The sequence below is a fragment of the Dactylosporangium sp. CA-052675 genome (assembly GCF_050947935.1).
Classification (GTDB): domain Bacteria; phylum Actinomycetota; class Actinomycetes; order Mycobacteriales; family Micromonosporaceae; genus Dactylosporangium.
Window position 1 is genome coordinate 5,405,149 of sequence record NZ_CP192010.1, and the last position, 24,983, is coordinate 5,430,131.

Below are 24,983 nucleotides of genomic sequence, written 5' to 3' on the forward strand. Positions count from 1 at the left end.
TCAGAACTGCGTGGGAGCAATTTCTGCAAGGTCCTTGACAGAGGGTTTCAGCGAGGCTGAAGCTCAGCGTCAATCGATCCGGCCGCCACCGGGTCGCACTCCGCTTTCCGCCAATCCGGAGGACCCCCGTGCGCACACCCCGCCTCAGAGAGTGTTGGGTAACCAGGGGGCTACTTTTGGTCTTGGTTGAGTTCGTCGTTAAGGCGTCGGGCCGCTTCGGTTTCGATCGGGCCGTGAGGTTCGATGTCCTCACCGGCGAGGCGGGCGGCCATGAGCCGGATCATCGCTACTTTGATCATGGCCTCGGCGTGCGCGGGTTTGCGTTCGTAGTCGCGTGCCAATCGTCTGCACCGTCCCAACCAGGCGAAGGTTCGTTCCACCACCCAGCGGCGGGGTAGCACCTGGAAGCCTTTCACGTCAGCGTTGCGCGGCACGATCTGCAACTCGATCCCGGCGTGGAGGCGGGCCCAGTCCAGCAGCCGGGCGTCGACGTGGTTGGCGTAGCCGGCGTCGGCCCAGACCAGGCCCAGCAGCGGAAACGCTGTGGTGATGCCGGCCAGGACCAGCTTCGCGCCGGCGCGTTCCTGCACTGAGGCGGCGTGGACCACGGCTTTGAGCAGCAGCCCTCCGGTGTCGACCAGCAGATGCCGTTTCCGGCCACGGGTGCGTTTGCCCGCGTCCCAGCCGATCTGCTCACCACCTTCGTGGCTGTGCGCGGTCTGAGAGTCCAGGACGGCCGCGGACGGCTGCGGATCCCGGCCTTCAGCGGTGCGGACCTGATCCCGCAGCCGATCGTGGACCCGGTCCCAGGTGCCATCGGCGCTCCAGCACCGAAACCATCGGTATGCCACATCCCATGGCGCAAGGTCATGCGGCACATGCCGCCACGCACAACCAGCCCGCAGCACGTACAGGATCGTGTCGATGACCAGCCGGTGCGGATACCGCAACGGCCGGCCGCCACGGCGCGGATCCCGCACCGGCAACAACGGTGCGATGACCGCCCACTCCGAATCGGTCAGCGACGACTCATACGCCGGTTTACAGACACAACGACACAGACGTGATCCTCGCTGACATGGTCAGCGAAGATCACGCCGAGGTATCACAACGCCCTCTCAGACGAACCCTGGCCGCGATCGGCGGCCTGATGCTCGGCGCGGCCCTGACGGTGCCGCTGTTCACCGGCGACCGCCAAGCCGAGGCCGCCGTCGGCAACAACGACGTGATCGCGAACCTGTGGCTGTGGCCGTGGAACTCGATCGCGACCGAGTGCACGAACGTGCTCGGCCCGGCCGGTTACGGCGCGGTGCAGGTCGCCCCGCCCGAGGACTCGATCAGCGTCGCCGGCCACCCGTGGTGGGACATCTACCAGCCCGCCGCCTACGACCTCAACGGCCGCATGGGCACCCGGGCGCAGTTCCAGAGCATGGTCAACGCCTGCCACACCGCCGGCGTCAAGGTGTACGTCGACGCCGTCATCAACCACATGACCGGCGCGAACCAGGCGAGCACGACGGCGTACGGCGGCGCGAGCTTCACGAACAACTACAGCTACCCCAGCGCCGGCTACAGCTCGTCGGACTTCCACTTCTACCCGGCCGACTGCCCGCAGCCGGACAACCAGATCCACGACTACAACAACCAGACCGAGGTCTGGAACTGCCAGCTCGTCGGCCTGTCGGACCTCAAGACCGGCACCGACTACGTGCGCACGAAGATCGCGGGCTACCTCAACGACCTCATCTCGATCGGCGTCGACGGCTTCCGCGTGGACGCGGCCAAGCACATGGCGCAGGCCGACCTGGCGGCCATCAAGGGCAAGCTGACGAACCAGAATGTGTACTGGGCGCAGGAGGTCATGCCCGGCGGACCCGGCAACCTCGCGCCGTCGGCCTACGAGGGCATCGGCGGCGTGCTCGAGTTCACCTACGCCACGAGCCTCAAGAACCAGTTCAACGGCAGCATCGCCAACCTGCAGACCTTCGGCCCCAGCTGGGGCCTGGAGCCGAGCGCCAAGTCCACCGTCTTCGTGTCCAACCACGACACCGAGCGCAACGGCTCGACGCTGAACTACAAGGCGGGCGCCACCGACACCCTCGCGAACGTGTTCATGCTCGCGTGGAACTTCGGCACGCCGAACGTGATGAGCTCGTTCACGTTCTCGGACAACGACGCCTCGCCGCCGGCCGACGGCAACGGGTACGTCACGCCGGTCACGTGCGGCAGCGGCTGGCAGTGCCAGCACCGGCAGCGCGCGATCAAGAACATGGTGGGCTTCCACAACGCGACGCGCGCCGACGCGACGGTGGGCAACTGGTGGTCGGACGGGTCGAACGCGATCGCGTTCTCCCGCGGTACCAATGGCTGGGTCGCCATCAACAACGGCAGCGGCGCGGTGGGGTCGCGCACGTTCAGCACCGGGCTGCCGGCGGGCGTCTACTGCGACGTGATCCACGGTGACTACAACGCGTCGGCGTCGACCTGCTCGGGCCCGACGGTCACGGTGAACGGCAGCGGCCAGGCCACCGTCGGCGTCGCGGCGAAGGACGCGGTCGCGATCCACGCCGGCGCGCGGGTCACCGGCGGCTCGACGGCCTCGCCCAGCCCGTCGGTCTCGACCAGCCCCGCGGCCGGCGGCGTGTCCTTCACGGTCTCCGGCGCGCCGGCGGGCAACCCGGTGTACCTGGTCGGCTCGGTCGCCCAGCTCGGCTCGTGGAACACCGCCAACGCGATCCCGATGACGGCGAGCGGCGCGAACTGGACCAGGACGGTGACGCTGCCGGCCGGGAGCGCGATCGAGTACAAGTTCATCACCAAGACCAGCTCGGGCACGGTCACCTGGGAGCCGGGCAGCAACCACACGTACACGGTGCCCGCCGGCGGCACCGGCACCGTCACCACGAGCTGGAACGGCTCCTCGACGAGCACCCCGGCGGTGACGTTCAACGCGAACGTGACCACGACGCTCGGCCAGAACGTGTTCGTGGTCGGCTCGATCCCGGCGCTGGGCTCGTGGAACACCGCGAACGCGATCGCCCTGTCGTCGGCGAGCTACCCGATCTGGTCGGCGACGGTGGCGATGCCGGCGAACACCGCGGTGGAGTACAAGTTCATCAAGAAGAACACGGACGGCTCGGTCACGTGGGAGAGCGGCGCGAACCGCACCCTGAACACGGGGACGGCACCGCAGACGGTCAACGCCACCTGGAAGTAGTGATCTCGTCCACTGTGGACGGCGGCCGGGGCTCTCTCCCCCGGCGCGCCGTCCACAGTGGGCGTCCAGATCCTGTTCGGCCGCCGCATCGGCCGTTGCGCCGGCCGGCGCCGCGATCCGCGCACACTCGGACAGGCACGACCGGCCATTCGCTCACCGCGCCTTGCTCGGCCGTCGCGCCGGCCCGCGCCGCGATCCGCGCACGCCCACACAGGCACGACCAGCCATTCGCTCACCGCGCCTTGCTCGGCCGTCGCGCCGGCCCGCGCCGCGATCCGCGCACGCCCACACAGGCACGACCAGCCATTCGCTCACCGCGCCCTGCTCGGCCGTCGCGCCGGCCCGCGCCGCGATCCGCGCACGCCCACACAGCCACGACCAGCCACTCGCTCACCGCGCGGCCCAGCGGAGCCGGAGTCTCAGGCCTCCCCCTCGGCCGCGAGCACCATCTTGCGCAACAGGTTCGCGAGGTTCTTCCGTTCCCGTGCGCTCAGCCCCGCCAGCAGTGTGCGCTCGCCGGTGCCTTCCCCGCCGATGTGCCGCATGAGCGTGTCGTTGCCGGCATCGGTGAGCCTGACGTGCACCCGCCGCCGGTCCCGCGCGTCGGGCTCCCGCACGATCCAGCCCGCGTCCTCGATCGCCGCGAGCCGGGCCGACAACGCCCCGCGGGTCAGCCCGAGCAGGTCGGCGAGCTGCGACGGACTGGCGGTGTAGGGCGGCCCGTTGCGTCGCAGCATCAGCAGCACCTTGAACTGCCAGTGCTGGAGCCCACCCTCGGCGAGCACGTCGCGGCGCAGCTGCGTCTGGTACCGCGCGAGGATGGCGAGCCGCGCGAAGATGGCCTCGGCGACGGGGTCGAAGTGCTCGAGCTCGCGGGCCCAGACACCCACGTGCCGATCGGCGGCGTCCTCCACGCCGTCCACCGTAGCTGCCGCCGGCCGGTCCACGCGCACCCGCTCACCGCCGCTGCCGCACACCGCGCATCCGCGCACCGCCGACCTGCGCACCACGTATCCGCGCGCACGCCCCTCACGCAGTGCCCATTTCGTGCACGATGCCATCGCACACTGTGCACCCGCGCGCCGCCGCACCCACACACTGCGCGTTCGCGCACGACCGTCACGGACACCGCGCATTCGCGCACCGCCCCGCCCCCGCACTGCGCGTTCGCGCACAACCGTCACGGACACCGCCCATTCGCGCACCGCCCCGCCCCCGCACTGCGCGTTCGCGCACAACCGTCACGGACACCGCCCATTCGCGCACCACCTCGCCCGCGCACTGCGCGTTTGCGCACCGCCACAGCTGCGCACTGCGCATTCACGCATTGCGCGTTTGGCCACTGTGCGTTCGCGCAGTAGCGGCCGGCCGCTGTCGTCGCACGCAGCGAAGTAGTTTTCTTGTGGATAGTTTTTCCGGTTACTACCGTCGGCGGCATGACAGCAACCGCAACGATTTGCGTCGACGAACTCCTCGCGGCCGCCCGGGGGCTCGCCCTCGCCGCGCGGTGGGAGCAGGCCACGGGGCTGCTCGACGCCGCGGCGGCCGGGCTCTCCGACTCCCCCGCCCGCGCCGTGCTGGCCCTGGCGGCGGCCGAGATCGCCGTGGACTCGGCCTGGTACAGCGGCACCGAAGACGGCGCCGGCCGGCTGTGCGAGGTGGACGAGGACGCGCTGGACGACACCGGGCGGTGGGACTTGGGGTTCGCGCGGTTGCGGTACGAGTACCGTGGCAAACTGCGCAAGCCCGATTCGGATCTGCGCGACCGGGCCGAGCGGTTCGCCGCCACGGCGCCGGACGCGCGGCGGCTCGGGTGGGCGCACCACTACCTCGGGCTCATCCACGACAACGTCCTGGAGGACCGTGCGGCCGCGCCCGCGCACTACGAGCGCGCCCTGGCCAACGCCGCGGGCGACGACCTGCTGCGCCGCGAGGCCCAGCGGCACCTCGGCGACCACGCGCACGAGGCCGGCAACCACGCCGAGGCCCGGGAGCGCTGGCAGGAGGCGACGGCCGTGGGCGCCCGCGCCGGGCTGGTGGCGGGCACCCTGTCCCAGCAGCTCCTGCTCGCGGTGCTCGCCCGCGACACCGGTGACGAGCCCGGCGCGGTCGCCCTGGCCACGGAGGTGCACCGCTGGGCCGAGGCCATCGGCGCCGCCCGTATCGCCGAGCTGACCAGCGGCTTCCTGCACGGCGTCGACCCGACCCAGCCACCACCCGCGTGACACCACCCGGCCCGCCCGTTGCGGGGCCGGCCGCCGCTCGGCAGCCGGCCGACCAGCAACGCACCGCGCGGACCGCCGGCGTGACGCCTCCGAGGGCGGCCGTCCGGCGCGGGCGAGCCGGCGGTCTCCGCGCAGCGGCCGGACGCCGTGGCGCATCACGCCGTGGTCCTCGGCCGGGCCCATCGCCGCGGCCGGGACAATGTTCCCGGTGGGCCGGGACCCGGCGGGGGTCCGGGGCGGGTCGCGCCGGCGGGAGCATCCCCGGCATGACTACTTCCAACCACCGCGGCTGGGCCGCGGCCGGGGCCCTGGGCGGGCTCGTCGGGATCGCCGGGCTCTTCGCCGGCAGCAACCTCACCGCGACCGTCGGCGACGGGATCAGGGACAACGCGCTCGTCGTCGAGGCCATCGCCGGGCAGCGCGCGTACGTATGGTCCACGCAGGTCGTCTGCTTCGTCGCGGCGGCGCTGCTCATCGTGTTCGCGGCCGGGCTGCGGCGGCATCTCGGGGCGCAGGAGCCGGCCGGGAGCCTCGTGCCGGGCGTCGCGGCGGCCGGGGTCGGGATCGTGGCCGTGCTGCTGCTCGTCGGCGGCGGCATCTGCACCGAGCTGTACTGGGCCCTCGGCGATCCCGGCCGTTGGGACCCCGACACCATCGCCTCGCTCGTCGAGGTCTACAACACCCTGCCGTGGCTGTGGTCGGGTGCGGGCATCGCGGCCGCGGCGGTGGCGGTCGGCGGGTTCCGGCACGGGTCGGCCTCCCGGTGGCTCGCGGCGGTCAGCGCGCTCGCGGCCGTGCTCGTGCTCGCCACCCAGGCGTTCCCGGCGCAGTACGGCGCGCTGTTCCCCGGCGCGGCCTGGGTGCTCGTGGCCGGGATCGGATTCATGACAACCAGCCGCGCGCCCGCGCCGGTGGGCTAGTGTGCGGGCGGTGAGGGCGGCGGCTTGGCCGCTGGGCGGGGCGAGCCTCGTCCTGGCCGTGGTGGGCGGATGGCTCGCCGTGCGCAACGGTGCGCCGGCCGGCGAGGTCACGTACCTGCCGGCGGTCGTCGCCTGCGCGGTCGTGGGGGCGCTGATCGTGGCGCGGCGGGCCGGGAACCGGGTCGGGCCGCTGCTGCTGCTCAGCGGCGGGTCGTTCGCGCTGCTGGAGTGCTGCGGGCAGCTGGCCGTGGCGACCGGCAGCGCGGCGCTGGCCTGGCCGCAGACGTGGCTGTGGGTGCCGGCCAATCTCGGGCTCGCGCTCGTGCCGGCGTACTTCCCGGACCGGCGGCCGCCGCGCTGGGCGATCGGCGTCGTGGCCGGCCTGGCGGGGCTGGCCGCGGTGACCGCCGCGCTGCGGCCGGGGGCCAACGACCAGGTGCGGCCGCGCGCGCCGGCCAACCCGCTCGGGGTCGGCTGGGTGAGCGGCGTGGCGTCCGTCGCCGAGACGGCGTTCACGGTGGCCATCGCGCTGGCGTTCGTGGCCGGGGCGGCGGCCGTGGCCTTGCGTATGCGGGAGTCCGGCGAGGGCCCGGGGCGGCAGCAGGCGCGCTGGCTGGGGTACACCTGCGCGATCGTGGCCGTCGTCGTGCTGGTGCGGCTCGTGACCGGGCTGAGCGACGCGCGACCGGATCGGGTGTGGCCGGTCGAGGGCACGGCGTGGGACGCCGTCGCGGGGCTCGCCATCGCGCTCGTGCCGGCGGGCATCGGCGTGGCGATCCTGCGCCACCGGCTCTTCGACATCGACCTGCTCATCAGCCGTACCGCGGCGTTCGTCACGCTGTCCGCGGCCGTCGCCGGCGCCTACGTGCTGGTCGTCGGGGCGCTCGGGGCCTCGTCGGTGCTCGCGGCCGTGGCCGGGGCGCTGGTCTTCGGCGCCCTGCGCCAGTGGGTGCAGCGCCGGGTCAACCTGCTGGTGTACGGCGAGCGCGACGACCCGTACACCGTCCTCGCGCGCCTCGGCGAGCGGCTGGCCGCGGTGCCGGACCCGGGCGCGATCCTGGCCACCAGCACGTCGACGGTGCGGGAGGCGCTGCAGCTGTCGTACGTCGGGATCGAGGTCGACGCCGGCCCGCTCTACGAGCTCGGGGCCCGCCCGGCCGACCCGGTGACGCTGCCCCTCGTGGCCGGCGGGGAGCCCGTCGGGGCGCTGCGGCTCGGGCCGCGGCCGGGCGAGGCGGCGCTCGGGCCGCGGGACCTGCGGCTGCTGGCCGACCTGGCCCGGCACATCGGGGTCGCGGTGCAGGCGGTGCGGTACTCCGCGGCGCTGCAGAGCTCCCGCGAGCGGCTCGTCGTCGCCCGGGAGGAGGAGCGCCGGCGGCTGCGCCGGGACCTGCACGACGGGCTCGGGCCGACGCTGGCCGGGCTGACGATGCGCGCGGAGGCGGCCCAGGAGGTCGGGCCCGAGCAGGCGCGCGAGCTGCTGGAGGAGATCGTGACCGACGCGCAGACCGCGGTCGCCGACGTGCGGCGGCTCGTGGACGGGCTGCGGCCGCCCGCGCTGGACACGCTCGGGCTGGTCGGGGCGCTGCGGGCGCACCTCGGGCAGCAGCCGGCGGGCAGCCCGCGGGTGCGCCTGGACGCGCCGGCGGGGCTGGACGGGCTGCCGGCGGCGACCGAGGTGGCGGCGTACCGGATCGCGGTCGAGGCCATCGCGAACGCGCGGCGGCACGCGGGGGCGAAGACGGTACAGCTGCGGCTGGCTCTGGACGAGGATCGGCTCAGCGTGATGGTGAGCGACGACGGGCACGGGACCGTCGTGGCGCGAGAGGGCGGGGTGGGCATGCACTCGATGCGGGAGCGGGCCGTGGAGCTCGGCGGCGAGCTGGTCGTCGAGTCGGGCGTGGGCGGCACACGTGTCACGGCGAGGCTGCCGCGATGACCGGCGCGGTACGCGTCCTGGTGGTCGACGATCACGAGCAGTTCCGGGCCGGGCTGCGGGCCCTGCTGGCCACCAGCGCCGAGGTCGAGGTGTGCGGCGAGGCCGCCAGCGGCGAGGAGGCCCTGACCGCGCTGCCCCGGCTGCAGCCCGACGTGGTCCTGCTCGACCTGGTGATGCCCGGCATGGGCGGGATCGCCGCGACCGAGCGCATCACGGCCGCCATGCCGCACGTGCGGGTGCTGGTGCTGAGCATGGCCGACGACGACGACTCGGTCTTCGCCGCCGTGCGCGCCGGCGCCCGCGGCTACGTGCTCAAGGGCGCCCGGCGCACGGAGATCATCCGCTCGATCCGGGTGGTCGCCGACGGCGAGGCGATCTTCGGGCCGGCGATCGCGACCCGGCTCATGGGGTTCTTCGCGGGCCTGGACCGTACGGCGCCCGACCCGTTCCCGGAGCTGACGCAGCGCGAGCGGCAGATCCTGGCCCACATCGCCCGGCACCTGACCAACCCGCAGATCGCCGAGCGGCTGGGCGTGAGCCAGAAGACCGTGCGCAACCACGTGTCGAACATCTTCACGAAGCTGCAGGTCGCCGATCGGGCTCAAGCGATCGTGCTGGCCCGCGACGCGGGGCTGACCGGCGAATGACGGCCCCCGGAGGTCACCCCGCCGGCCCTGTCCGTCAGTCGCGGCCCGCTCCGCCCGCACGCCACGCCGCGATCTGCGCTTCCACCCGCTCCAGCTCAGGGTCACGCAGACCGACGGTGTCGGTGGTCCAGAACGCCTCGGGGTAGATCAGCCGGCCGACCATCCACGGCTCGTACGACGACAGCAGCGCCACCTGGAACCCCGGCTCCGGGATGCGCGTCGAGGGCCGGTCGAACCCCAGGGCGGAGGCGAAGCCGAACCCGCGGCGGCCGTAGTAGTCCGGGCTGCCCTCGAGGAACACGGCCGGCGCACCACGATCCTCGGCGGTCTCCAGCGCGGCCGCGACCAGCGCGGTGCCGACGCCGCGGCGCTGGCGGTCGGGACGGACCGACAGCGGGGAGAGCACCATCACCTCGACCAATTCGCGGCGGGCGTCCACCCAGGCGCGGGAGAGACCGACGTGCCCGACCAGCTCCTCGCCGGCCACCGCGACCAGGCTCGCCCGGGTTGCTCCGCCGGTCCGCAGCGCTCGCATCATCTGCACGACGCGCCCGTCCGGTGCCTCGCCGAATGCCGCCGAGACGACCGCCTCGGCCGCCGGCACTTCGGCCGGCAGCACATCACGGATCTGCATGGCGCGACCCTAGTGTCCGGACCCGGCCGGCGCAGCGCAGTTTCTCGCGCGTCCTTTCGCGAGGTTCCCCGCCAGGCGCGTGATCTCGTGCGCGCTCGTGACATAGATCGATCACAGTGGTACATCTTCGGCATGACAGAACGCGTGCTGACCCAGTGCCGGCTGTTCAACGAGGGCGTCCGCACCGGCGACTGGGCCGGCTACCTGGACCGCTTCGGCGACACCGCGACGCTGCGCATCGAGGGCGACCCGGCAAGCCCGTACGTCGGCCGCGACGCGATCGCGGCGGCCTACTCCGCCGCCCCGCCCGACGACACCCTGAGCGTGACCTCGGTCGACTCGACCGGCGACGAGGACGTGGCCCGGGTCGCCTGGTCCGCCGGCGGCGCCGGGACGCTGCGCGTGCGCTGGTCGGCGGGGCGGATCGCCGAGCTGACCGCCTCGTTCGACGCGCCGGCCTGAGGGGCCGCTCCCAGCCCCCGCACCCGGCCACGCTTCGGATGCGCGCGTCCGCATCCCGGGCCCACTGCGCCACTCGGCCGACCCGATTACGCTAGGTTCATGGAGGATCCATACCAGCTGTCCCGGTTCGTCGACGCCCAGGAGCACGCGTACGACCACGCCGTCGGCGAACTCAAGGACGGCCACAAGCGCAGCCACTGGATGTGGTTCATCTTCCCGCAGATCCAGGGCCTCGGTCGCAGCTCGATGGCGCAGCGGTACGCGATCACCTCCCTCGACGAGGCAAGGGCGTACCTGCAGCACCCGATTCTCGGGCCGCGCCTGCTCGAATGCGCCGACGCGCTGCTCGGCGACGGCGAGCACACCGCCGTGGACATCTTCGGCGAGATCGACGCCATGAAGCTGCGCTCGTCGATGACGCTGTTCGCACACGCCGATCCGGCCGAGAGCCGTTTCGCCCGGGTGCTGGACCGCTACTTCTCCGGCACCGAAGACGCGGAGACCGTCCGCCGCCTGTAGCCGGCCGCGGACTCCCCGCGCTCGGGTTCGTTCCGGGCGCCGCTACCTTCCGCGCCGCCACTTCGTTCCGGGCGCCGCTTCGTTGTGGGCCGCCGCTTCGTTCCTGGGCAGCCGCTTCCTTTCGGGTCGCCCGCTTCCTTCCTGGGCCGCCGCTTCCTTCCTGGGCCGCCGCTTCCTTCCTGGGCCGCCGCTTCCTTCCTGGGCCGCCGCTTGGGGTCTCAGATGCGGCCGAGGCGGAGCAGCGGAGCGTAGGCCGGAACGTACTCCTGCCCGCTGAGCTGCCCGATGCGGCGTATCACCTCGTCCGTGGCGGCCCGCGGCGTCCCGTCGGCGACATCGATCGGGGCGCCGAAGCGGAACACGACCCGAGCGCCCGGTACCCGGCGCGGCCAGCGAGCGTCGATCGGCTGGACGATGTCGGTGCCGATCACGCCGAACGGCACGATCGGCACCCCGGCCTGGCGGGCGAGGCGAACGGCGCCGGTACGCCCCCGGTACAGGCGGCCGTCCGGCGACCGGGTGCCCTCGGGGAACACCGCGACCAGCCCGCCCGCGCGCAGCACCGGCACCGCGGCGTCGAACGCGGTGAGCACGGCCCTCCCACCGGCCCGCTCGACCGGGATCGCCCCAAGCCCGCGGACGAACACCCCGGCGAGCCGACGACCACGGAAATACTCGACCTTGGCCCAGAACGCGATGTGCCGCGGTACCACGGCGCCGAGAAACAGCTGGTCGGCGACGCTCAGGTGATTGCCGGCCAGGATCGCGCCGCCGGCCGGGATGTGTTGCAGACCGTACACCTCGGGCCGCCACCCGATGCGCAGCGCGCGGCCGAGCGTCGCGCGGGTCAGGGCGTACAACACCGGCGTCACCGCACACCCCCGGCATGCGCGTCGAGGGCCGCGTCGACCAGCGCGCCGATGTCGTCCTGCCCGGTGGCGAGCGGGAGGCTGCCCCACAGCCACAGTTGCGCGATGCCGTGCAGGTTGGCCCACAGCGCACCCGCCGCCGTCGTCGCATCAGGCCGCGGTTCGGGCCCTGCCACATCACGCCGCAGTTCAGGCCCTGCCACACCAGGCCGCGGTTCGCGCCCTGCCACATCACGCCGCAGTTCAGGCCCTGCCACACCAGGCCGCGGTTCGGGCCCTGCCACATCACGCCGCAGTTCAGGCCCTGCCACACCAGGCCGCGGTTCGCGCCCTGCCACATCACGCCGCAGTTCGGGCCTTGCCACATCACGCCGCGGCTCGCGCCCTGCCACATCACGCCGCGGCTCGCGCCCTGCCACATCACGCCGCGGTTCGCGCCCTGCCACATCAGGCCGCGGTTCGCGTCCTTCCGCGGCGGGTGCGGTGCCGTCGCCGCTCACCGAGGTCAGCAGGTCCGCCAGGGTCTCGAACAACGGTAGGCTCGTCTCGCGCAGGCCGAGGTGGTCCGAACGGAGCAGGTCGTGGCGGAACATCAACTCGTACATGCCTCGGTGCTCCTGGGCGAACCCCACGTACGCGTGTGCGAGGCCGCCGAGGCGATCACGGGGGGTGCCCGTGTCCGGGACCGCGCGAAGTCGGGTGGTCAGGTCGGCGAATCCCTGCCGGGCGATCGCGGAAAGCAACTCCACGTGCGTCGGGAAGTGCCGTCGCGGTGCGCCATGGGACACGCCGGCCCGCCGGGCGATCTCACGCAACGATACGGCGGCCGAGCCCTCCTGCGCCACGAGCTCGGCTCCGGCCCGTACCAGGCGTTCGCGAAGGCCCTCGTCGTCATGCATAGACAGTGTCTACAGCACTTGGGTAGACACTGTCTACTCCGAGCTTTGCCCGGCGCACGCGGCGCGGCACGCGGCCGACGAGCACGCTCTGTAACCGGAGGTGAATTACTGGGTTTGCGATTACCGGTAATTCGATAATCCGGTAATCCCCCCGCCCGCGGCATCCGGTGAAGGATGCCCGGTCCCGGTCCCGCTGCCGGGGACAACGACTACAGCGACGGCGACCGGTGACGGATAACTGCGGACGATGACCGGTGAGGGTGTCCGGTGAGGGGTGACCGGTGACCGGTGACCGGTGACCGGTGACCGGTGACCGGTGACCGGTGACCGGTGACCGCAGACGGCGACGGCGCCGCAGCGGCGACGACGGCGACGGCGACGGCGGAAGAGTTCAAGAGACCGCAAGGCAGCGGTGGCCGCGCAATCACAATGCGGTCGAGGCAGGGCGAGCAGGGGGCAGGCTGGCCGGGCAGGCAGCACACAGTGAGCACGGCACGGCAGACAGCGCCCGAGCACGGCGGCGCCGCAGTCACGGTGACAGACTGGATGCATGGAGCGAGTCACCGAGTCCGTGTGGGATTACCCGCGCCCGCCGCGGGCCGAGCGCACCTCGCGGCGCATTGCGGCTCGCCATGCCGGCGCGGTGGTGTTCGACTCGACCAACGCCGTGCGCGTTCTCGAGACCTCGCATCCGCCGGTCTACTACATCCCGCCCGCCGACATCCAGGGTGCCCTCAGTCCGTCACGCCGTCGTACGTTCTGTGAGTTCAAAGGCGTTGCCGGATATTGGGACCTCACCGTCGGCGGGATCACGGTGCCGGACGCGGCGTGGTCGTACGAGCGGCCGAGTCCCGGATTCGAGATCCTCGCGGGCTATCTGGCGTTCTACCCGGGGCTGCTCGACGAGTGCACCGTCGACGGTGAGCGCGTCACACCCCAACCCGGGGACTTCTACGGTGGCTGGCTGACGTCTGACATCACCGGGCCGATCAAGGGTGGTCCCGGCACGCTCGGGTGGTAGCCATCCGCAGGTGGTGGCGGCCGGCGCAGGTACGCCAGCGCCGCCCAGGGCGAGCCGGCGATGCGGAGCGTGCTCGGTTCGCGGCGGCGACCCGAACGAGGTCTGGACCAGGCACAGGAACACCGAACCGGCAGACGATCAGCAGCCCTCAGCGTCCGGCCACGCCCGCGCCCCGGTGATCGCACGAGCAAGCTGTCAGAGTGAGCAGGGCGCACGGGGCGCACGGGGCGAACGGGGCGGTCGGTGCCCGGGGATCGAGTGAGTGCGACAACGGCAAGCACCGCGACACGCCCCGGCCGGTCCCGTTGGATTTGGGCAGCTCGTCGGTTACCGGGCGGGGCGTATCGCGGTGCTGCAGAAGAGCTTGCCAACCCATCCTGACGTGGCGCTGAAATGCCCCTGATGCCCGCGTCAGGCCGGGGCTCAAATCCGACTTACGCCATAGAAGACGACAAAACCGGCATGCGGAGGTGCGGCCGACGTTCCGGTTCGCCCGCACAAGCGGCAGAAGAACGAAGCCGTTCCGCCCGCACGAGCGGCAGAAGAACGAAGCCGTTCCGCCCGCGCGAGCGGCAGAAGGACGAAGCCGGCAGACCAGTGACAGAAGAACGAAGCCGGCACGCCAGTGACAGAACGACGAACCCAGTGAGCCCGCGACAGTAGGACGGAGCCGGCGGGTCAGCAGCAGAAGGGCACGCGCCGCAGGCCGGAATCGCGCCTCGCAGCCGAGCGGCGTTTGGGAACGATTGTTCTTGACTGATCGTTCCGCAACGCTGTAGCCTCGGAGTATGGGAAGACCGCGAGGGTTTGATGAGGAAGCGGTTACCCGCCAGGCGGTGGCGTTGTTCTCCGCGCGGGCGTACGACGGCCTGTCCGTCGACGACCTCGTCACCGGGCTCGGCGTCCACCGCAACAGCCTCTACAAGACGTTCGGCAGCAAGCGTGGCCTCTACCTCACGGCGCTGCGCTGGTACCTGCGGCACGAGCTCGAGCCGGCCCTGAGCACCGACGCGGTGCGACTGCACGAGACCGACAAGCTCGACCTGCTGCTCATGGCCGCGGCCGAGCAGGCGCCGCACGATCGGGAGGTCGGCCGGCTCGTCGGCCAGGCCCTCCAGCGTCTCGACGACGTGCTCGGGCCGGATGCGGCCAACCAACTCCTGGGCCTGCGCCTGCGGGCCCGCATCGACACCGGGGAGTAGAACACCATGGCCACCGTGACCGTCGACAACGGGACCCTCGTCGTGGAGATCGAAGGGCTCGACAAGCTCTGGGCCCTCAAGAGCCGGCTCGCGATCCCGCTCGCCAACGTGCGCGGCGCCACCGCCGATCCGGGCATCGCCCGTGAGCCCAAGGGTATTCGCGCGCCCGGTGCGCACATCCCCAACGTCGTCACCGCGGGCACCTTCCACCTCGACGGGGAGAAGGTGTTCTGGGACGTGCACGACCCGCGCAAGGCCGTGGTCATCGAGCTCGCCGACGAGCGGTACGCGCGGCTCGTCATCGAGGTCGATGACCCCCGGGCCGTCGTCGCCCTCGTCGAACACTCGATCCGCTGACACCGCACCCGCGCCGCGACAGACCCCGGCCCGGCCGGCGAACAGCATCGGACACGAGCAGCACACGCGGCACGTCATCGAGGTCGAGGACCCCCGAGCCGTCGTCGCCCTCGTCGAACACGCAATCCGCTGACACCGCACCCGCGCCGCGACAGACCCCAGCCCGGCCAACGAAACACGAGCCGCACACGCGGCTGGTCATCGCCCCCGTCGAACACTCGATCCGCTGACACCGCACCGAAGCCGCGACGGATGCCAGCGCGGCCGACGAAGCGACACGACTAGCACCTCACCGGCGGCGCGGTCGTTCCCAGCTCGGCCGGGACCAGGGAGACCGCGGGCGCGGCCGAGGGCGGCGACGACGGCGACGGCGACGAAGCCGGCGAGGGGGACGGCGACGGGCCGCCGTACAGCGCCTGCGTGGTCTGCTGGAAGTCGCTCTGACCGAGGGCGAGGCCGGCCACCAGCGCCTGATGGCCGTACACATCGGAAATCCGCAGCGAGACCGTGCCGTTGAGACCCGACGGGCCCGTCCAGGTGTTGTCCTCGCCGTGGCGCAGGGCGACGAACGAGTCGCCCTGTTGCAGCTCCACAGTGGACAGCGGATTGCCGTGGTTGTCGACGACCACGCTCAGCGACGAGTAGCCCTTGCCGCCCTTCACCCGCACCCGCAGCGGGCCCACCTGCGGGTCGCGCACGGTGGTGTAGGTGACCGGGATGATCCCGGCGCTGAGCGCCCCGATCTTCGCGAACGAGCCCTTGCCGAGGTCGATCTTGCCGGCCGGGCAGCCGGGGCACAGGTCCACCACCTGCACGCGGGTGGTGCCGTTCGGGCCGGTGACGTCGAGCAGGGTGCCGCAGCCCTTGCCGCCGGCGTACTCGGCCCGCCCCACCGCCGCGTACGCCCCGTCCGCGGGGGTGCCGAGGTTGCACATGCCGTTGCGGCCGGCGGTGTAGTACGACGCGGAGCCGCCCGCCGCGCACGCGGCGCTGCCACCGACCTGGGTCACGAGCACGACGGCCACCACGGAGGCGATGACGACGGTGGCGGCGGGCACGATCCAGCGAAGGTGACGGCGGTTCACGTCCGGGATCGTACAGTCTGGTATTTCATATTCATGAGTTTCCCGTCGTACCTCGGCACCATGCCGATGCACGCGATTACGGAGATCTATGGCGAGCCGGGGCTGCGCGAGCGGTACCGCCTGGAGATCGAGCGATTCGCCACGCCCGACCGCGACCGGCTCGCCGCGGCCCTCGACCTCGCCGGCGAACTGCACCGCGACGACCGGCGGGTGCGGGAGCCGTACGTGAACCACCTGCTGCGCGTCGCGATCCGGATCATGCACCACTACGAGGTGTCCGACGTGGACGTGATCGCCGCGGCCGTGCTGCACGACACCGTCGAGGACCACCCCGCGCAGCTGGCCGGCCACCCGGGCGCGACGACCGAGCAGGCGCTCGCGGCCCTCGCCGGCCGGTTCGGCGAGCGGGTCGCCGGGCTCGTCGCGGCGGTCACCAACCCCGAGTACGACCCGTCATCCGACCGGCACGAACAGTACCGCGAGCACGTCCGGGCCAGTCTCGAGCGGGACCCGTGGGCGCGGGTCATCAAGGTCTCCGACTTCACCGACAACGGCGTCGGTGTGATCCACACCACGGGGCCGAAGGTCGAGCGTTCGGCGACGAAGTACCGCCCCATGGTCCCGGTGCTGCGCGAACTCGTCGGACGGCCCGACACCCCGCTGTCGCGACCCGTGAAGCAACACATCTTCCGTCAGCTGGACCTCGCCGAGGAGCGGTTCGCGGCCATTCTTGACGGGCGGTGAATGTGCGAAGGTATGCACTGTGACAATGGTGGAACTCGCGGTCGGCTGGATGGCCTCGCACCTGTTCGACCGGGGCCGGGCGCAGGAGGCCGCGCCGGCGATCGAGGAGCAGCTGCGCGGGCTGGCCGGGCTCGTGCGGGCGAAGCTCGAGGACGACCCGGCGCTGCTCACGCTGGAGCGTGAGTCCGCGTCGTCGCCGACGCCGACCGTCGGCACCCGGCGGCGCGTCGTCCAGGCGCTCGAGGACGCCGTCTGGACCGACCCGCACTTCGGCGAGGCGCTCGCCGCGACGGTGCAGCGCCTCACCCCGTTCATGCCCCGCCCGGCCGACTGACCACGCCGGCAGGCAACGCCCCCGACCAGAGCAACATCCAGCGCGGCGCTCGCCGCGACCGTGCGGCACGGCAGGCACGGCAACATCCATCGTGGACCGTCCCCCGCAGACCCCCGCGAATCAGTGGTAGCCGGTGCTGCGCCGGCCCTCGGCGGCCGTCACCGCCAGATCCAGCAGCCAGTCGCTCGGATCGTCCTCCGGCGGCGGAGTCGTCGGATGGGCGGCGCGCAAGGCCTCGAGGTACCACGTCTCGTCGGCCGGGCGCATGAGCAGCCGCAGCCAGGCCACGTTGCGGGCGCGCCGGCACTCCTCGATCGACAGCACCGAGCGCAGCGCCTCGATCGAGTCCTCGCCGGGCAGCACCAGCCGCTGGATCGGCGCGGCCGGCGGCGGCTCGGCCCCGGCCGCGAGCAGCCGGGCGGTCAGGACGTGCGCCACGCGGGTGAGCTCCAGGGCCCGGCGCGCGGCGGTCGTCGGGCCGCGGACCGGGTCGGGCGCGGCGTGCGCGGGGTCGGCGAGGGCCGCGGCGTAGGCGGCGCGCTCCCCCGCGGTCAGGACGCGCTCGGGGTCCAGCGACGTCCAGGCCTGGACGCACTCCTCGACCTCGGGCGGGCCGATCGGCACCGGGCGGCCGGGATCGTCGAGCCAGTCGCGCAGGGTGGTCGAGCCGAGCGCGTCGGCGGCCTGGCGCAGGATCGCGCGCAGCAGCCGGCCGTCGCCGGTGAACCGGGCCGCGGTGGCGGCGCGCCGGCGGGCGTTGAGCAGCGCGCCGAGCGTGCGGCGATCGTCGTCGAAATTGGCGTACCGGTGCAGGCGCTCGATGAGCGGGCGCAGCTCCGGTGCGTCCTCGAGCAGGCCGCGGTACCGCAGCAGCGCCCCCAGCACGCCCTCGTCGGGCTCGGCCAGCACCCGCAGCCCGATCGCCGCCCCCGCGACCGGGTCGGTGGCGTCGCGCAGCGCCTCGGCGGCCGCCCGGCGGACGGGCACGCCGGGGTCGCCGAGCAGCCCGGCGATGGCCCGCACCGCCTCCGGGTCGCGGCGGCGGTGTGCGAGGCAGGCCACGAGCGCGGCCCGCACGCCGGGGTCGGGCTCGGACCGGGCGGCCGCGGCGAACGGCTCGACGCCCGTGGTGGTGAACCGCAGCAGCGTCGCGGCCTCGGCGCGCACGCGCGGGTCGGGGTCGATGCGCATGAGCCGCAGGCAGACGGCGTCGTCGCGCAGGTGCGCCGGGACCTGGAGGCCCTCCAGGCGCAGCAGCGGCGACGGGTCGCCCAGCAGCCTGGCCGCGAAGGCGGCGGTGCGGTTGATCGAGAGCACGGCCCGGGCCGCCCGCAGCCGGACCCGGGGCTGCTCGTGGTGCTCGAGGCGCTGGCGCAGCGGCTCGTAGCGGGGGCCGAGGTAGTACAACAGGGTGGCGACGCGGTCGTCGTCGCAGCCGAGGTCCTCGGCGGCGAACGCGACCCGCGGGTCGATGCCGCCCCGGCGCGCGAGGATCTCGCCGAGGGCGACCGCGGCCGCGTCGCCGACGTGCTCGTAGGTCTCGCCGAGCCCGCCGGCCACCCGCACCTCGGCCGTGTCGCGCAACGCCACCTCGAGCAGCGGCTCGACCAGCCGGGGGTCACCGGTGCCGGCGGCGGTGCGCGCCGCGTCGAGCCGCACCACGGCGTTCGGATCGTGCAGCGCGTCGCGCAGCCGGTCATTCAGCGCCATCGTGGTACACCATAGTGGGATGCCGCAGGTCCGCATCCACTCCGCCGCGACCGTGATGATCCTCGCGCTCCTGCCCGTCACCGGCTGCGACATGCGCGAGCGGGTCTGCCGGTCGCAGGAGTATCCGGTGAAGGCGGTCGGGAATCGGACAGGCGCCGCGTGCGTGCCCGAAGGCCAGCAGCCGCCGGCCGGATACGTGCGCTACCCGGCCGGGCAGGAGCCGGTGTACGTCGACGACGAGTGGTACCGCTACTGGCAGACCAAGGTCGTCGACGAGCACGGCACGGTCGTGTCCTAGCGTTCGGCCGCGTACAGCTGCACCAGCAGCTCCGACAGCGCGGCCGGATCCGCGGCGCCGAGCGGGATGCGCCGCGCGCGCTGCCAGTGGTCCGACCACGCGTCGTCGACCCAGATCTCGGCGATCCGCTGCTCGGCGGGCACCGTGGCGCCCCACGACGTCGGCACCCCCGGGTCCAGCTCGACCACCAGCCGCAGCCCGCCGGGCAGCCCGCGCGAGAGCTGGGTGTGGCGGCGGGCCCCGTGCTCGGTGCTGTGCCACGACCCGTCCGCCAGCGCCGAGATCCGGCTCGACGGCACCGGGCCGAGGCCGCCGGGCAGGCTGCACGCCGCGCGCTGCCGCTCGGTCAGTGCCATCACGGGCCGGTTCACCTGCGGGAACGGCTGCATGATCTCGTAGTCGGCGAAGAGCTGGGCCCAGTCGCCCAGCTCCGCGCCGAGCTCCGCCGGGTGCACGATGCCGAGCTCGGCGTGGCCGTCGACGGTCGCGGTCCGGTCGTCGCGGTCCGCGAAGCTGCCGTCCTCGGCGATCCGCAGCGCCCGCAGCAGCCGGCGGCCCGGGCCGTACTGCCCCCACAGCAGCCGCCGCGCGAGCGGGCCCAGGATCGGGTGCGGCAGCAGCACGGCCGGCAGGTCCCGGGCCGGCCGGAGCCGGTGCTCGAGCATGTCGCGCTCCAGGCGGGCGATCTGCACGACCGCGGTCGCGCGCACCTCCTTCCTGAGGCGCTGGAAGCGCTCGTACGCCTCCGGGTTCGTGTCCTTGACCCCCGGCTTGGGCGGCCGGGCGAGCCGGCGCCCGTCGGCGTCGACGGCGAAGAGGGTCAGGTGCTCGTCGGCGACCACCGTGAACGCGCGCCGCCCGTAGTCCAGGGTCATCGCGGTGTCCAGCCCGTGGGTGACCGTCAGCCGGTCCGCCAGCTGCGTCCGGGACAGCCCGCGCCCGGCGGCGGCCTGGGTCAGGTACGCCACGGCCCGCTCGTTCATCGGGCCGCCCGACATCCCGTGCTCGATCGCCAGCGCGTGGCGCAGCGACTCGTCGGTGCCCACGGTGGCCAGCACCGCGTGGCCGTCGATCGCCCGCAGGTACCGGCTCTTCGCCGGCCACGACCGCACCAGCGGTGCCAGCTCGCCCCAGGTCGCGTCGTCGCCGACGTGCGCCTGCGCCAGGATCGCCCAGGCGTGCGACGCCGGCATCCCGGCCGCCAGCCACGCCTGCAGCAGCGCCCGCCCGAACGCCGCCAGGCTCCCCCGGTCGCAGCCCGCGATCAGCCGCTGCAGCTGCGGGCCGGCCGGGGCCACCATCGGCTGCGCGGCCGCCGACCCCTCCACGACGAGCGGCACCGCGGCGCCGGGCGGGGCGGGGTCGCCCGGCGCCGGCTCCGGCGGCTCGGCCAGGCGCGAGCGGGTCAGCGCGGCGACCAGCCGGGTGACCTCGTCCGGCGGCAGCGGCGGGCCCGCCGCCGCGCGGACCGGTGGCAGCAGCTCGGCCCGCGCCCACGCCGGCGGCTGCTCCCGGGTCACCGGCGCCGGGCCGGTGGCGAGCAGCGCCGAGATCGCGGCGAGCGCGGCCGCCCCGAGCTCGCCGGCGATCGTGACGACGAGCGGCTCGTGCCCGGCCGCGGCCAGGTGGCGCCGCGCGTCCTCGGCGTTCTGCCGGGCCTTGCCCGGGCGCCCGGCCGCGGCCGGGATCAGGGCGCGGGCCGCGGCCTCGGGGTGCCGTTCCAGCCAAAGCCGGGCCCACAGCCGCGCCGAGCCGAGGTGCCGCAGCCAGCCCGCGACCAGGGCGGCCGGCTCCGGCCCCCGCAACGGCAGCATCAGCAGGCCGAGCGCGTCGGGGCTGGTGCCGGCCAGCGCGGCGGCGAACGGCAGCGCGTCGAGCTCGAAGCGTGCGACCGCGACCCGCCCCACGTCGATGCGCTGGCGCAGCCGCAGGTAGGACTCCTTGCCGATCAGGGCCCGGGCCGAGGCGTCGGGGCCCTTCGCGATCAGCCAGGTCACCTGCGGCATGCTCAGGCTGCCGAGCGTGTTCGCCCCGGTGGCGGCCCGGTCCCAGTCCGGCTCCTCCCGCCCGTGGTCCAGCGCCGCGGCCCGCGCCAGCCACGCCTGGCGCTCCCCGGCGAGCCACGCCATGACGGTCATCGCGCCGGGCCCAGCCGGGCGGCCAGCTTGCGCAGGTGCTGCTCGACCTGGGCACGGTCGTAGCCGCGCGCCACGACCACCAGGTCCGGCTCGTCGAGGGCCGCCCGGGCCGCGGCGCGCTCGCCCGGCTCGCCGTCGAGCAGGGCGTCCTGGGCCCGGCGGACGAGCCGGTCGACGCGGCCGGGCTCGTAGCCGCGCAGCACCGTGGTGAAGCCCGGCGCCTCGCCGCGGCGGGCGATGCGGTTGTCGAAGCGGGCGCCGGCGTGCCGGTCGAGGGCGGCGGCGATGTCGGCCTGGGACTGGCGCACGTCCTGCAGCTTGAGCACGGCGCGCCCGCCGGGCTCGAGGATCAGGTGCGGGCCCGAGGTCGCGGGCGGCACGGGCTCGTCCAGGACCACCTTGTCGATCGCGGACCAGGGGACGAGGCCGTCGCGCGTGGTGATGCCGTCGGCGCCGATGGCGAAGCGGAACGGTCGGAACTCGTCGCGGACCAGCGTCGCGCCGAGGACGAGCGCGGCGAGCCCGCCGATCGCGAGGATCAGGCGGGCGCCGCTGCCGGAGCCCCAGGCGCAGGCCAGGGCGAGCAGGCCGAACACGACGACGAGAAGAGCGAAGCCGAGGGACCGGCGTCTGCGCTGCAACTCCACGCCCGGGAACCTTACTCGGTGCGCAGCGCTCGCGCGGTGCTGGTGCGGGCCGCCCAGCCCGCCGGGAGCAGGGCGCCGGCCAGGGCGATGACGAGCCCGCCGAACGCCAGCGGGGTGAGGACGCCCAGGGAGTACACGTCGATGATGTGCTGCGGGAAGCGCGTCCCGGCGGCCGTGGCCATCCGCGGCAGGACCCAGTCGTGCAGCGCGATCCCGGCCGGCACCCCCACGATGCCCGCGACCAGGCCGATCCCGGCGACGGAGGTGAGCACCATCGCCACGGTCTGCCGCGGCCCCATCCCGAGCGCCTTGAACACGCCCAGCTCGTGCACCCGCTCCCGGGTGTCCAGCACCACCGTGTTGAGCACGCCGAGGCCGGCCACGGCGACGAGCATCAGGGTGAGCGTCCCGGCGAGGGTGTCCATGGCCACCACGGTCTCGCTGATCTCGGCCACGTTCACCTCGGCGTGGCCGTTGTCGCCCAGGGCGGCCTCGAGCCCCTTGGTGTACTGCGCCAGATCCGTCCCGTCCTTCACCAGGATCTCGAAGCGCTTGCCGCCCCGCGTGCCCGGCAGGTCCAGCCCGTCGAACGTGCGCGCGTCGGCGATGAGCCGGCGGCCGTCCGAGCTGAGATCGAGGGCCTCGCCGACGATCGTGACCGTCGTGGACCGGCCGCCGGCGCTCACCGTCAGCGTGTCGCCGACCTTGACCCCGGCCGCGGCGAGGAAGGCGCTGGGCACGACCGCCTCGCCGGGCGCGGCGAACCAGCGGCCCGCGATCATCTCGTAGGCGGCCCAGGAGGCGTCGCCCTCGAACTCGACGATCTCGGTGGTGCCGGTGAGCCCGGCGACGCTCGCCTCGGCGTACGAGCTCGCGAAGTACCGGCCGGTGCCCGGCTGGGCCCGGATCGCCGCCTCGATCGCGGCCAGGTCGGGCTCCCGGGGCGGCCCGGGATCCGGCTCGCCGGGCGTGGGCGGGCGCCCGGCGTAGACCTCGACGTCGCCGGCGGTGCGCTTGTTCAGCGCGGTCTGCACCGCGCCGACGGACATCGCCAGCCCGGACCCGAAGGTCACGCCGAGCGCGCCCAGGGCGACCGCCGCGGCGATCGTCGCCGAGCGGCCGGGGCGGGTGAACGGGTTGGCCAGGCCCAGGCTCACCGGGCGGGGCAGCGGCAGCCGGCCCAGCACGAGCCGCGCCCGCCGCCCGCGGCCCAGCGACGGGGTGCGGCCGACCGCGAGGGCGTCGACCGTGCGCAGCCGCCCGGCCCGCAGCGCCGGCACGAACGCGGTGAGCGCGACCGCGGCCAGGGCCGCGAGCGGGACGGCCACGGACACCCACCAGTCGACGGTGTGCACGCCGGTGCCGAACGCCTCGCCCTCGTCGTTGAGGATCGGCACCGCCGCGAGGTTGCCCAGCGGCACGCCGATGAGCGCGCCGATCGCGGCCGGGATGAGCGCCTGCATGACGTAGGCCCGCACGACCTGGGCCGGGCTGTAGCCCAGCGCCTTGAGGATGCCGATGCGCCGGGTGGCCGAGCCGACCGCCCCGCTGACCACGATGCCGATGATGAGCACCGACATCACCAGGCCGAGCACGCCGAACGCGGTGACGAACGGGGCGAAGGTCGCGGCCACCTTCTCGGTGTTGAACTTGACCGTCAGGTAGGAGGCGGCGCCCTGCATCGCGCCGTCGGGCACGGTGGCGGCGATCGCGTCCCTCCCGGCGGTGATGTCGGCGTCGGTGGCCGACTTCGCGAGGCGGTACGACATCTGGAACCCGCCCTTGCCGGCCGGCGTCATCGCGGTGACCGTCGCCGGGAGGGCCCACGCCGCGCCGGTCCGGCCGACCGAGCGGGCCAGGCCGACGATGGTCAGCGTCGGCGCGCCCGGGGCGTCGTCGTAGCGCAGCTGGTCGCCGACGGAGAACGGCGCCTCGGCGCCGGCCCAGACGATCTCGCCGGGGCCGGTGGCGTAGCGGCCGGCGGTGAGCTCGAGGCGGTCGAGGCCGGTGCCGGGATCGGGGCGCCCGACGATGGTGGCCGAGGGCAGCGTGATCCCCGCCGGGAGGTTCTGGGCGCTCCTGACGAGCGTCGGGGCGAGGTCGACGGTCGGGAAGGGCCCGCCGGCCTCGGTCACCCCGGCCGCCTGCCGCGTGGCGGCGAGCTGGTCGGCGGTCACCTTGGCCGCGTCGAACTGGGCGGTGAGGTGGGCGCCGTGCTGGCGCTCGAACGCCTCGGCGAACGGCGCCGAGGCGGCGACGAGCAGCCCGACGGCGAGGACCGACGCGGTCACCGCGAGCAGCGTCGTGAGCGCCATGACCACGGTCTGCACCCGGCGGCGGCCGACACCGGAGCGCACCACCCCGCCGAGACCCCCGCTCATGCCGGCACCCCCGTGGCGAGCCGGCCGTCGACGAGCGAGATGGTGCGGGTCGCGCAGGCCTCGGCCAGCGCGAGGTCGTGGGTGACGAGCAGCAGGGTCTGGCCGTCGCCGTTGAGCTCGGTGAGCAGCCGGCGGACCTCCTGCCCGGAGGCGGTGTCCAGGGCGCCGGTGGGCTCGTCGGCCAGCAGCAGCGGCGGCCGGTTCATGAGCGCCCGGGCGACCGCGACCCGCTGCCGCTCGCCGCCGGAGAGCCGGCCCGGGAAGGCCTTCGCGTGGCGGGCGACGCCGAGGTACTCCAGCAGCTCCTGCGCTCGCTTGAGCGCCGGGCCCCGGCCGGTGCCGGACAGCTGGGCCGGCAGCAGGACGTTGTCGAGCACGGTGAGGTCGTCGAGCAGGTTGAAGAACTGGAAGACCATGCCGATGCGGGTGCGGCGGTACTGCGCCGAGGCCGCCTCCGACAGCCGGTCGACCCGCACCCCGTCCACGGTCACCGTGCCGCTCGTCGGCCGGTCCAGCCCCGCGATGAGGTTGAGCAGCGTCGACTTGCCGCTGCCGGACGGCCCCAGCACCGCGAGGGCCTCCCCGCGCCGCACCCGCAGGCTGAGCCCGTCCAGGGCGGCGGTCCCGCCCTCGTACTGCTTCGTCACATCGTCGAACGCGATGAGCACACCCGATTCGGTCATGCCGCGAACGCTAGGGCGGAATCGGGCCCGGCCACGTCGGCCGCCGTGCGGG

General features: G+C 73.8%; 24 protein-coding genes. 13 read left to right on the plus strand and 11 right to left on the minus strand.

Features of this window, described 5'->3' with window-relative positions; all coding sequences use genetic code 11:
- Nucleotides 1–170 precede the first annotated feature (170 nt).
- Nucleotides 171–1,061 carry an IS5 family transposase gene (locus tag ACQP1P_RS24840; protein ID WP_433090121.1) on the minus strand — a complete coding sequence of 297 codons (891 nt, stop codon included), beginning with the start codon at nucleotides 1,059–1,061 and terminating at the stop codon, nucleotides 171–173.
- A 17-nt stretch (nucleotides 1,062–1,078) separates the two neighbouring features.
- Between ACQP1P_RS24840 and ACQP1P_RS24845 the strand changes: the two genes are divergently transcribed.
- Nucleotides 1,079–3,217, plus strand: coding sequence for a carbohydrate-binding module family 20 domain-containing protein (locus ACQP1P_RS24845; protein ID WP_433073025.1), 2,139 nt, complete (start codon nucleotides 1,079–1,081; stop codon nucleotides 3,215–3,217).
- Between the two features lie 419 nt (nucleotides 3,218–3,636).
- On the opposite strand, the gene ACQP1P_RS24850 is transcribed toward ACQP1P_RS24845, so the two are convergent.
- Entirely contained in the window at nucleotides 3,637–4,131 is a 495-nt protein-coding gene (locus ACQP1P_RS24850; RefSeq protein ID WP_433073028.1) for a MarR family winged helix-turn-helix transcriptional regulator, read from the minus strand.
- Between the two features lie 522 nt (nucleotides 4,132–4,653).
- Here ACQP1P_RS24850 and ACQP1P_RS24855 point away from each other — a divergent pair.
- The 4 genes from ACQP1P_RS24855 to ACQP1P_RS24870 all read left to right on the plus strand — a co-directional run bounded on the left by ACQP1P_RS24855 (nucleotide 4,654) and on the right by ACQP1P_RS24870 (nucleotide 8,948).
- Nucleotides 4,654–5,442, plus strand: a complete 789-nt coding sequence (locus ACQP1P_RS24855) for a tetratricopeptide repeat protein (RefSeq protein WP_433073031.1) — start codon at nucleotides 4,654–4,656, stop codon at nucleotides 5,440–5,442.
- A 266-nt stretch (nucleotides 5,443–5,708) separates the two neighbouring features.
- Entirely contained in the window at nucleotides 5,709–6,362 is a 654-nt protein-coding gene (locus ACQP1P_RS24860) for a hypothetical protein (protein ID WP_433073034.1), read from the plus strand.
- Between the two features lie 10 nt (nucleotides 6,363–6,372).
- The gene (locus ACQP1P_RS24865) at nucleotides 6,373–8,301 is read left to right on the plus strand and encodes a GAF domain-containing sensor histidine kinase (protein ID WP_433073037.1); all 1,929 of its coding nucleotides are present in this window, start codon (nucleotides 6,373–6,375) and stop codon (nucleotides 8,299–8,301) included.
- A complete protein-coding gene (locus ACQP1P_RS24870; RefSeq protein ID WP_433073040.1) occupies nucleotides 8,298–8,948 on the plus strand; it encodes a response regulator in 651 nt (216 codons plus the stop codon). Before ACQP1P_RS24865 ends, ACQP1P_RS24870 begins: the two co-directional genes overlap by 4 nt.
- A gap of 34 nt (nucleotides 8,949–8,982) precedes the next feature.
- On the opposite strand, the gene ACQP1P_RS24875 is transcribed toward ACQP1P_RS24870, so the two are convergent.
- On the minus strand, nucleotides 8,983–9,582 hold the full coding sequence (locus tag ACQP1P_RS24875; protein ID WP_433073043.1) for a GNAT family N-acetyltransferase: 600 nt from the start codon (nucleotides 9,580–9,582) through the stop codon (nucleotides 8,983–8,985).
- Nucleotides 9,583–9,714: 132 nt separating this feature from the next.
- On the opposite strand from ACQP1P_RS24875, the gene ACQP1P_RS24880 reads away from it, so the two are divergent.
- Together ACQP1P_RS24880 and ACQP1P_RS24885 are read left to right on the plus strand one after the other, a co-directional pair.
- The gene (locus ACQP1P_RS24880; protein ID WP_433073046.1) at nucleotides 9,715–10,044 is read left to right on the plus strand and encodes a nuclear transport factor 2 family protein; all 330 of its coding nucleotides are present in this window, start codon (nucleotides 9,715–9,717) and stop codon (nucleotides 10,042–10,044) included.
- Between the two features lie 99 nt (nucleotides 10,045–10,143).
- A complete protein-coding gene (locus ACQP1P_RS24885) occupies nucleotides 10,144–10,563 on the plus strand; it encodes a DUF1810 domain-containing protein (RefSeq protein ID WP_433073049.1) in 420 nt (139 codons plus the stop codon).
- 218 nt (nucleotides 10,564–10,781) lie between these two features.
- On the opposite strand, the gene ACQP1P_RS24890 is transcribed toward ACQP1P_RS24885, so the two are convergent.
- Together ACQP1P_RS24890 and ACQP1P_RS24895 are read right to left on the minus strand one after the other, a co-directional pair.
- On the minus strand, nucleotides 10,782–11,435 hold the full coding sequence (locus ACQP1P_RS24890) for a lysophospholipid acyltransferase family protein (protein WP_433073052.1): 654 nt from the start codon (nucleotides 11,433–11,435) through the stop codon (nucleotides 10,782–10,784).
- Nucleotides 11,432–12,331: a TetR/AcrR family transcriptional regulator gene (locus ACQP1P_RS24895; protein ID WP_433073055.1), complete on the minus strand. Its 900-nt coding sequence runs from the start codon at nucleotides 12,329–12,331 to the stop codon at nucleotides 11,432–11,434. Before ACQP1P_RS24895 ends, ACQP1P_RS24890 begins: the two co-directional genes overlap by 4 nt.
- Nucleotides 12,332–12,881: 550 nt before the next feature.
- On the opposite strand from ACQP1P_RS24895, the gene ACQP1P_RS24900 reads away from it, so the two are divergent.
- From ACQP1P_RS24900 to ACQP1P_RS24910, 3 genes are all read left to right on the plus strand, one after another.
- Nucleotides 12,882–13,352 carry a DUF427 domain-containing protein gene (locus tag ACQP1P_RS24900; protein ID WP_433073059.1) on the plus strand — a complete coding sequence of 157 codons (471 nt, stop codon included), beginning with the start codon at nucleotides 12,882–12,884 and terminating at the stop codon, nucleotides 13,350–13,352.
- Nucleotides 13,353–14,188: 836 nt separating this feature from the next.
- On the plus strand, nucleotides 14,189–14,554 hold the full coding sequence (locus tag ACQP1P_RS24905) for a TetR/AcrR family transcriptional regulator (RefSeq protein ID WP_433073062.1): 366 nt from the start codon (nucleotides 14,189–14,191) through the stop codon (nucleotides 14,552–14,554).
- A 15-nt stretch (nucleotides 14,555–14,569) separates the two neighbouring features.
- Nucleotides 14,570–14,911, plus strand: a complete 342-nt coding sequence (locus tag ACQP1P_RS24910) for a hypothetical protein (RefSeq protein WP_433073065.1) — start codon at nucleotides 14,570–14,572, stop codon at nucleotides 14,909–14,911.
- Nucleotides 14,912–15,192: 281 nt separating this feature from the next.
- Here the strand turns inward: ACQP1P_RS24910 and ACQP1P_RS24915 are convergent, their stop codons facing one another.
- Complete coding sequence (locus tag ACQP1P_RS24915; RefSeq protein ID WP_433073068.1) at nucleotides 15,193–15,996, minus strand: expansin EXLX1 family cellulose-binding protein; 804 nt, start codon at nucleotides 15,994–15,996, stop codon at nucleotides 15,193–15,195.
- Nucleotides 15,997–16,029: 33 nt separating this feature from the next.
- Here ACQP1P_RS24915 and ACQP1P_RS24920 point away from each other — a divergent pair, with 33 nt between their 5' ends.
- A complete protein-coding gene (locus ACQP1P_RS24920) occupies nucleotides 16,030–16,740 on the plus strand; it encodes an HD domain-containing protein (protein ID WP_433073071.1) in 711 nt (236 codons plus the stop codon).
- 19 nt (nucleotides 16,741–16,759) lie between these two features.
- Entirely contained in the window at nucleotides 16,760–17,074 is a 315-nt protein-coding gene (locus tag ACQP1P_RS24925) for a hypothetical protein (RefSeq protein WP_433073074.1), read from the plus strand.
- 120 nt (nucleotides 17,075–17,194) lie between these two features.
- Here ACQP1P_RS24925 and ACQP1P_RS24930 read toward each other — a convergent pair whose 3' ends face one another.
- Complete coding sequence (locus ACQP1P_RS24930) at nucleotides 17,195–18,784, minus strand: HEAT repeat domain-containing protein (RefSeq protein WP_433073077.1); 1,590 nt, start codon at nucleotides 18,782–18,784, stop codon at nucleotides 17,195–17,197.
- A gap of 19 nt (nucleotides 18,785–18,803) precedes the next feature.
- On the opposite strand from ACQP1P_RS24930, the gene ACQP1P_RS24935 reads away from it, so the two are divergent.
- On the plus strand, nucleotides 18,804–19,082 hold the full coding sequence (locus ACQP1P_RS24935; RefSeq protein ID WP_433073080.1) for an SCO0607 family lipoprotein: 279 nt from the start codon (nucleotides 18,804–18,806) through the stop codon (nucleotides 19,080–19,082).
- Here ACQP1P_RS24935 and ACQP1P_RS24940 read toward each other — a convergent pair.
- From ACQP1P_RS24940 to ACQP1P_RS24955, 4 genes are read right to left on the minus strand one after another with little or no spacing between them, the layout of a single operon-like run.
- Nucleotides 19,079–21,220 (minus strand): DUF4132 domain-containing protein, encoded by a 2,142-nt coding sequence (locus ACQP1P_RS24940; RefSeq protein ID WP_433073083.1) that lies wholly within the window; start codon nucleotides 21,218–21,220, stop codon nucleotides 19,079–19,081. The two genes, ACQP1P_RS24935 and ACQP1P_RS24940, sit on opposite strands and share 4 nt — an antisense overlap.
- On the minus strand, nucleotides 21,217–21,867 hold the full coding sequence (locus ACQP1P_RS24945; RefSeq protein ID WP_433073086.1) for a hypothetical protein: 651 nt from the start codon (nucleotides 21,865–21,867) through the stop codon (nucleotides 21,217–21,219). Before ACQP1P_RS24945 ends, ACQP1P_RS24940 begins: the two co-directional genes overlap by 4 nt.
- 11 nt (nucleotides 21,868–21,878) lie before the next feature.
- Nucleotides 21,879–24,248, minus strand: a complete 2,370-nt coding sequence (locus ACQP1P_RS24950; RefSeq protein WP_433073089.1) for an ABC transporter permease — start codon at nucleotides 24,246–24,248, stop codon at nucleotides 21,879–21,881.
- Complete coding sequence (locus ACQP1P_RS24955; protein ID WP_433073092.1) at nucleotides 24,245–24,931, minus strand: ABC transporter ATP-binding protein; 687 nt, start codon at nucleotides 24,929–24,931, stop codon at nucleotides 24,245–24,247. The genes ACQP1P_RS24950 and ACQP1P_RS24955 overlap by 4 nt, the downstream gene beginning before the upstream one ends.
- Nucleotides 24,932–24,983: the final 52 nt, after the last annotated feature.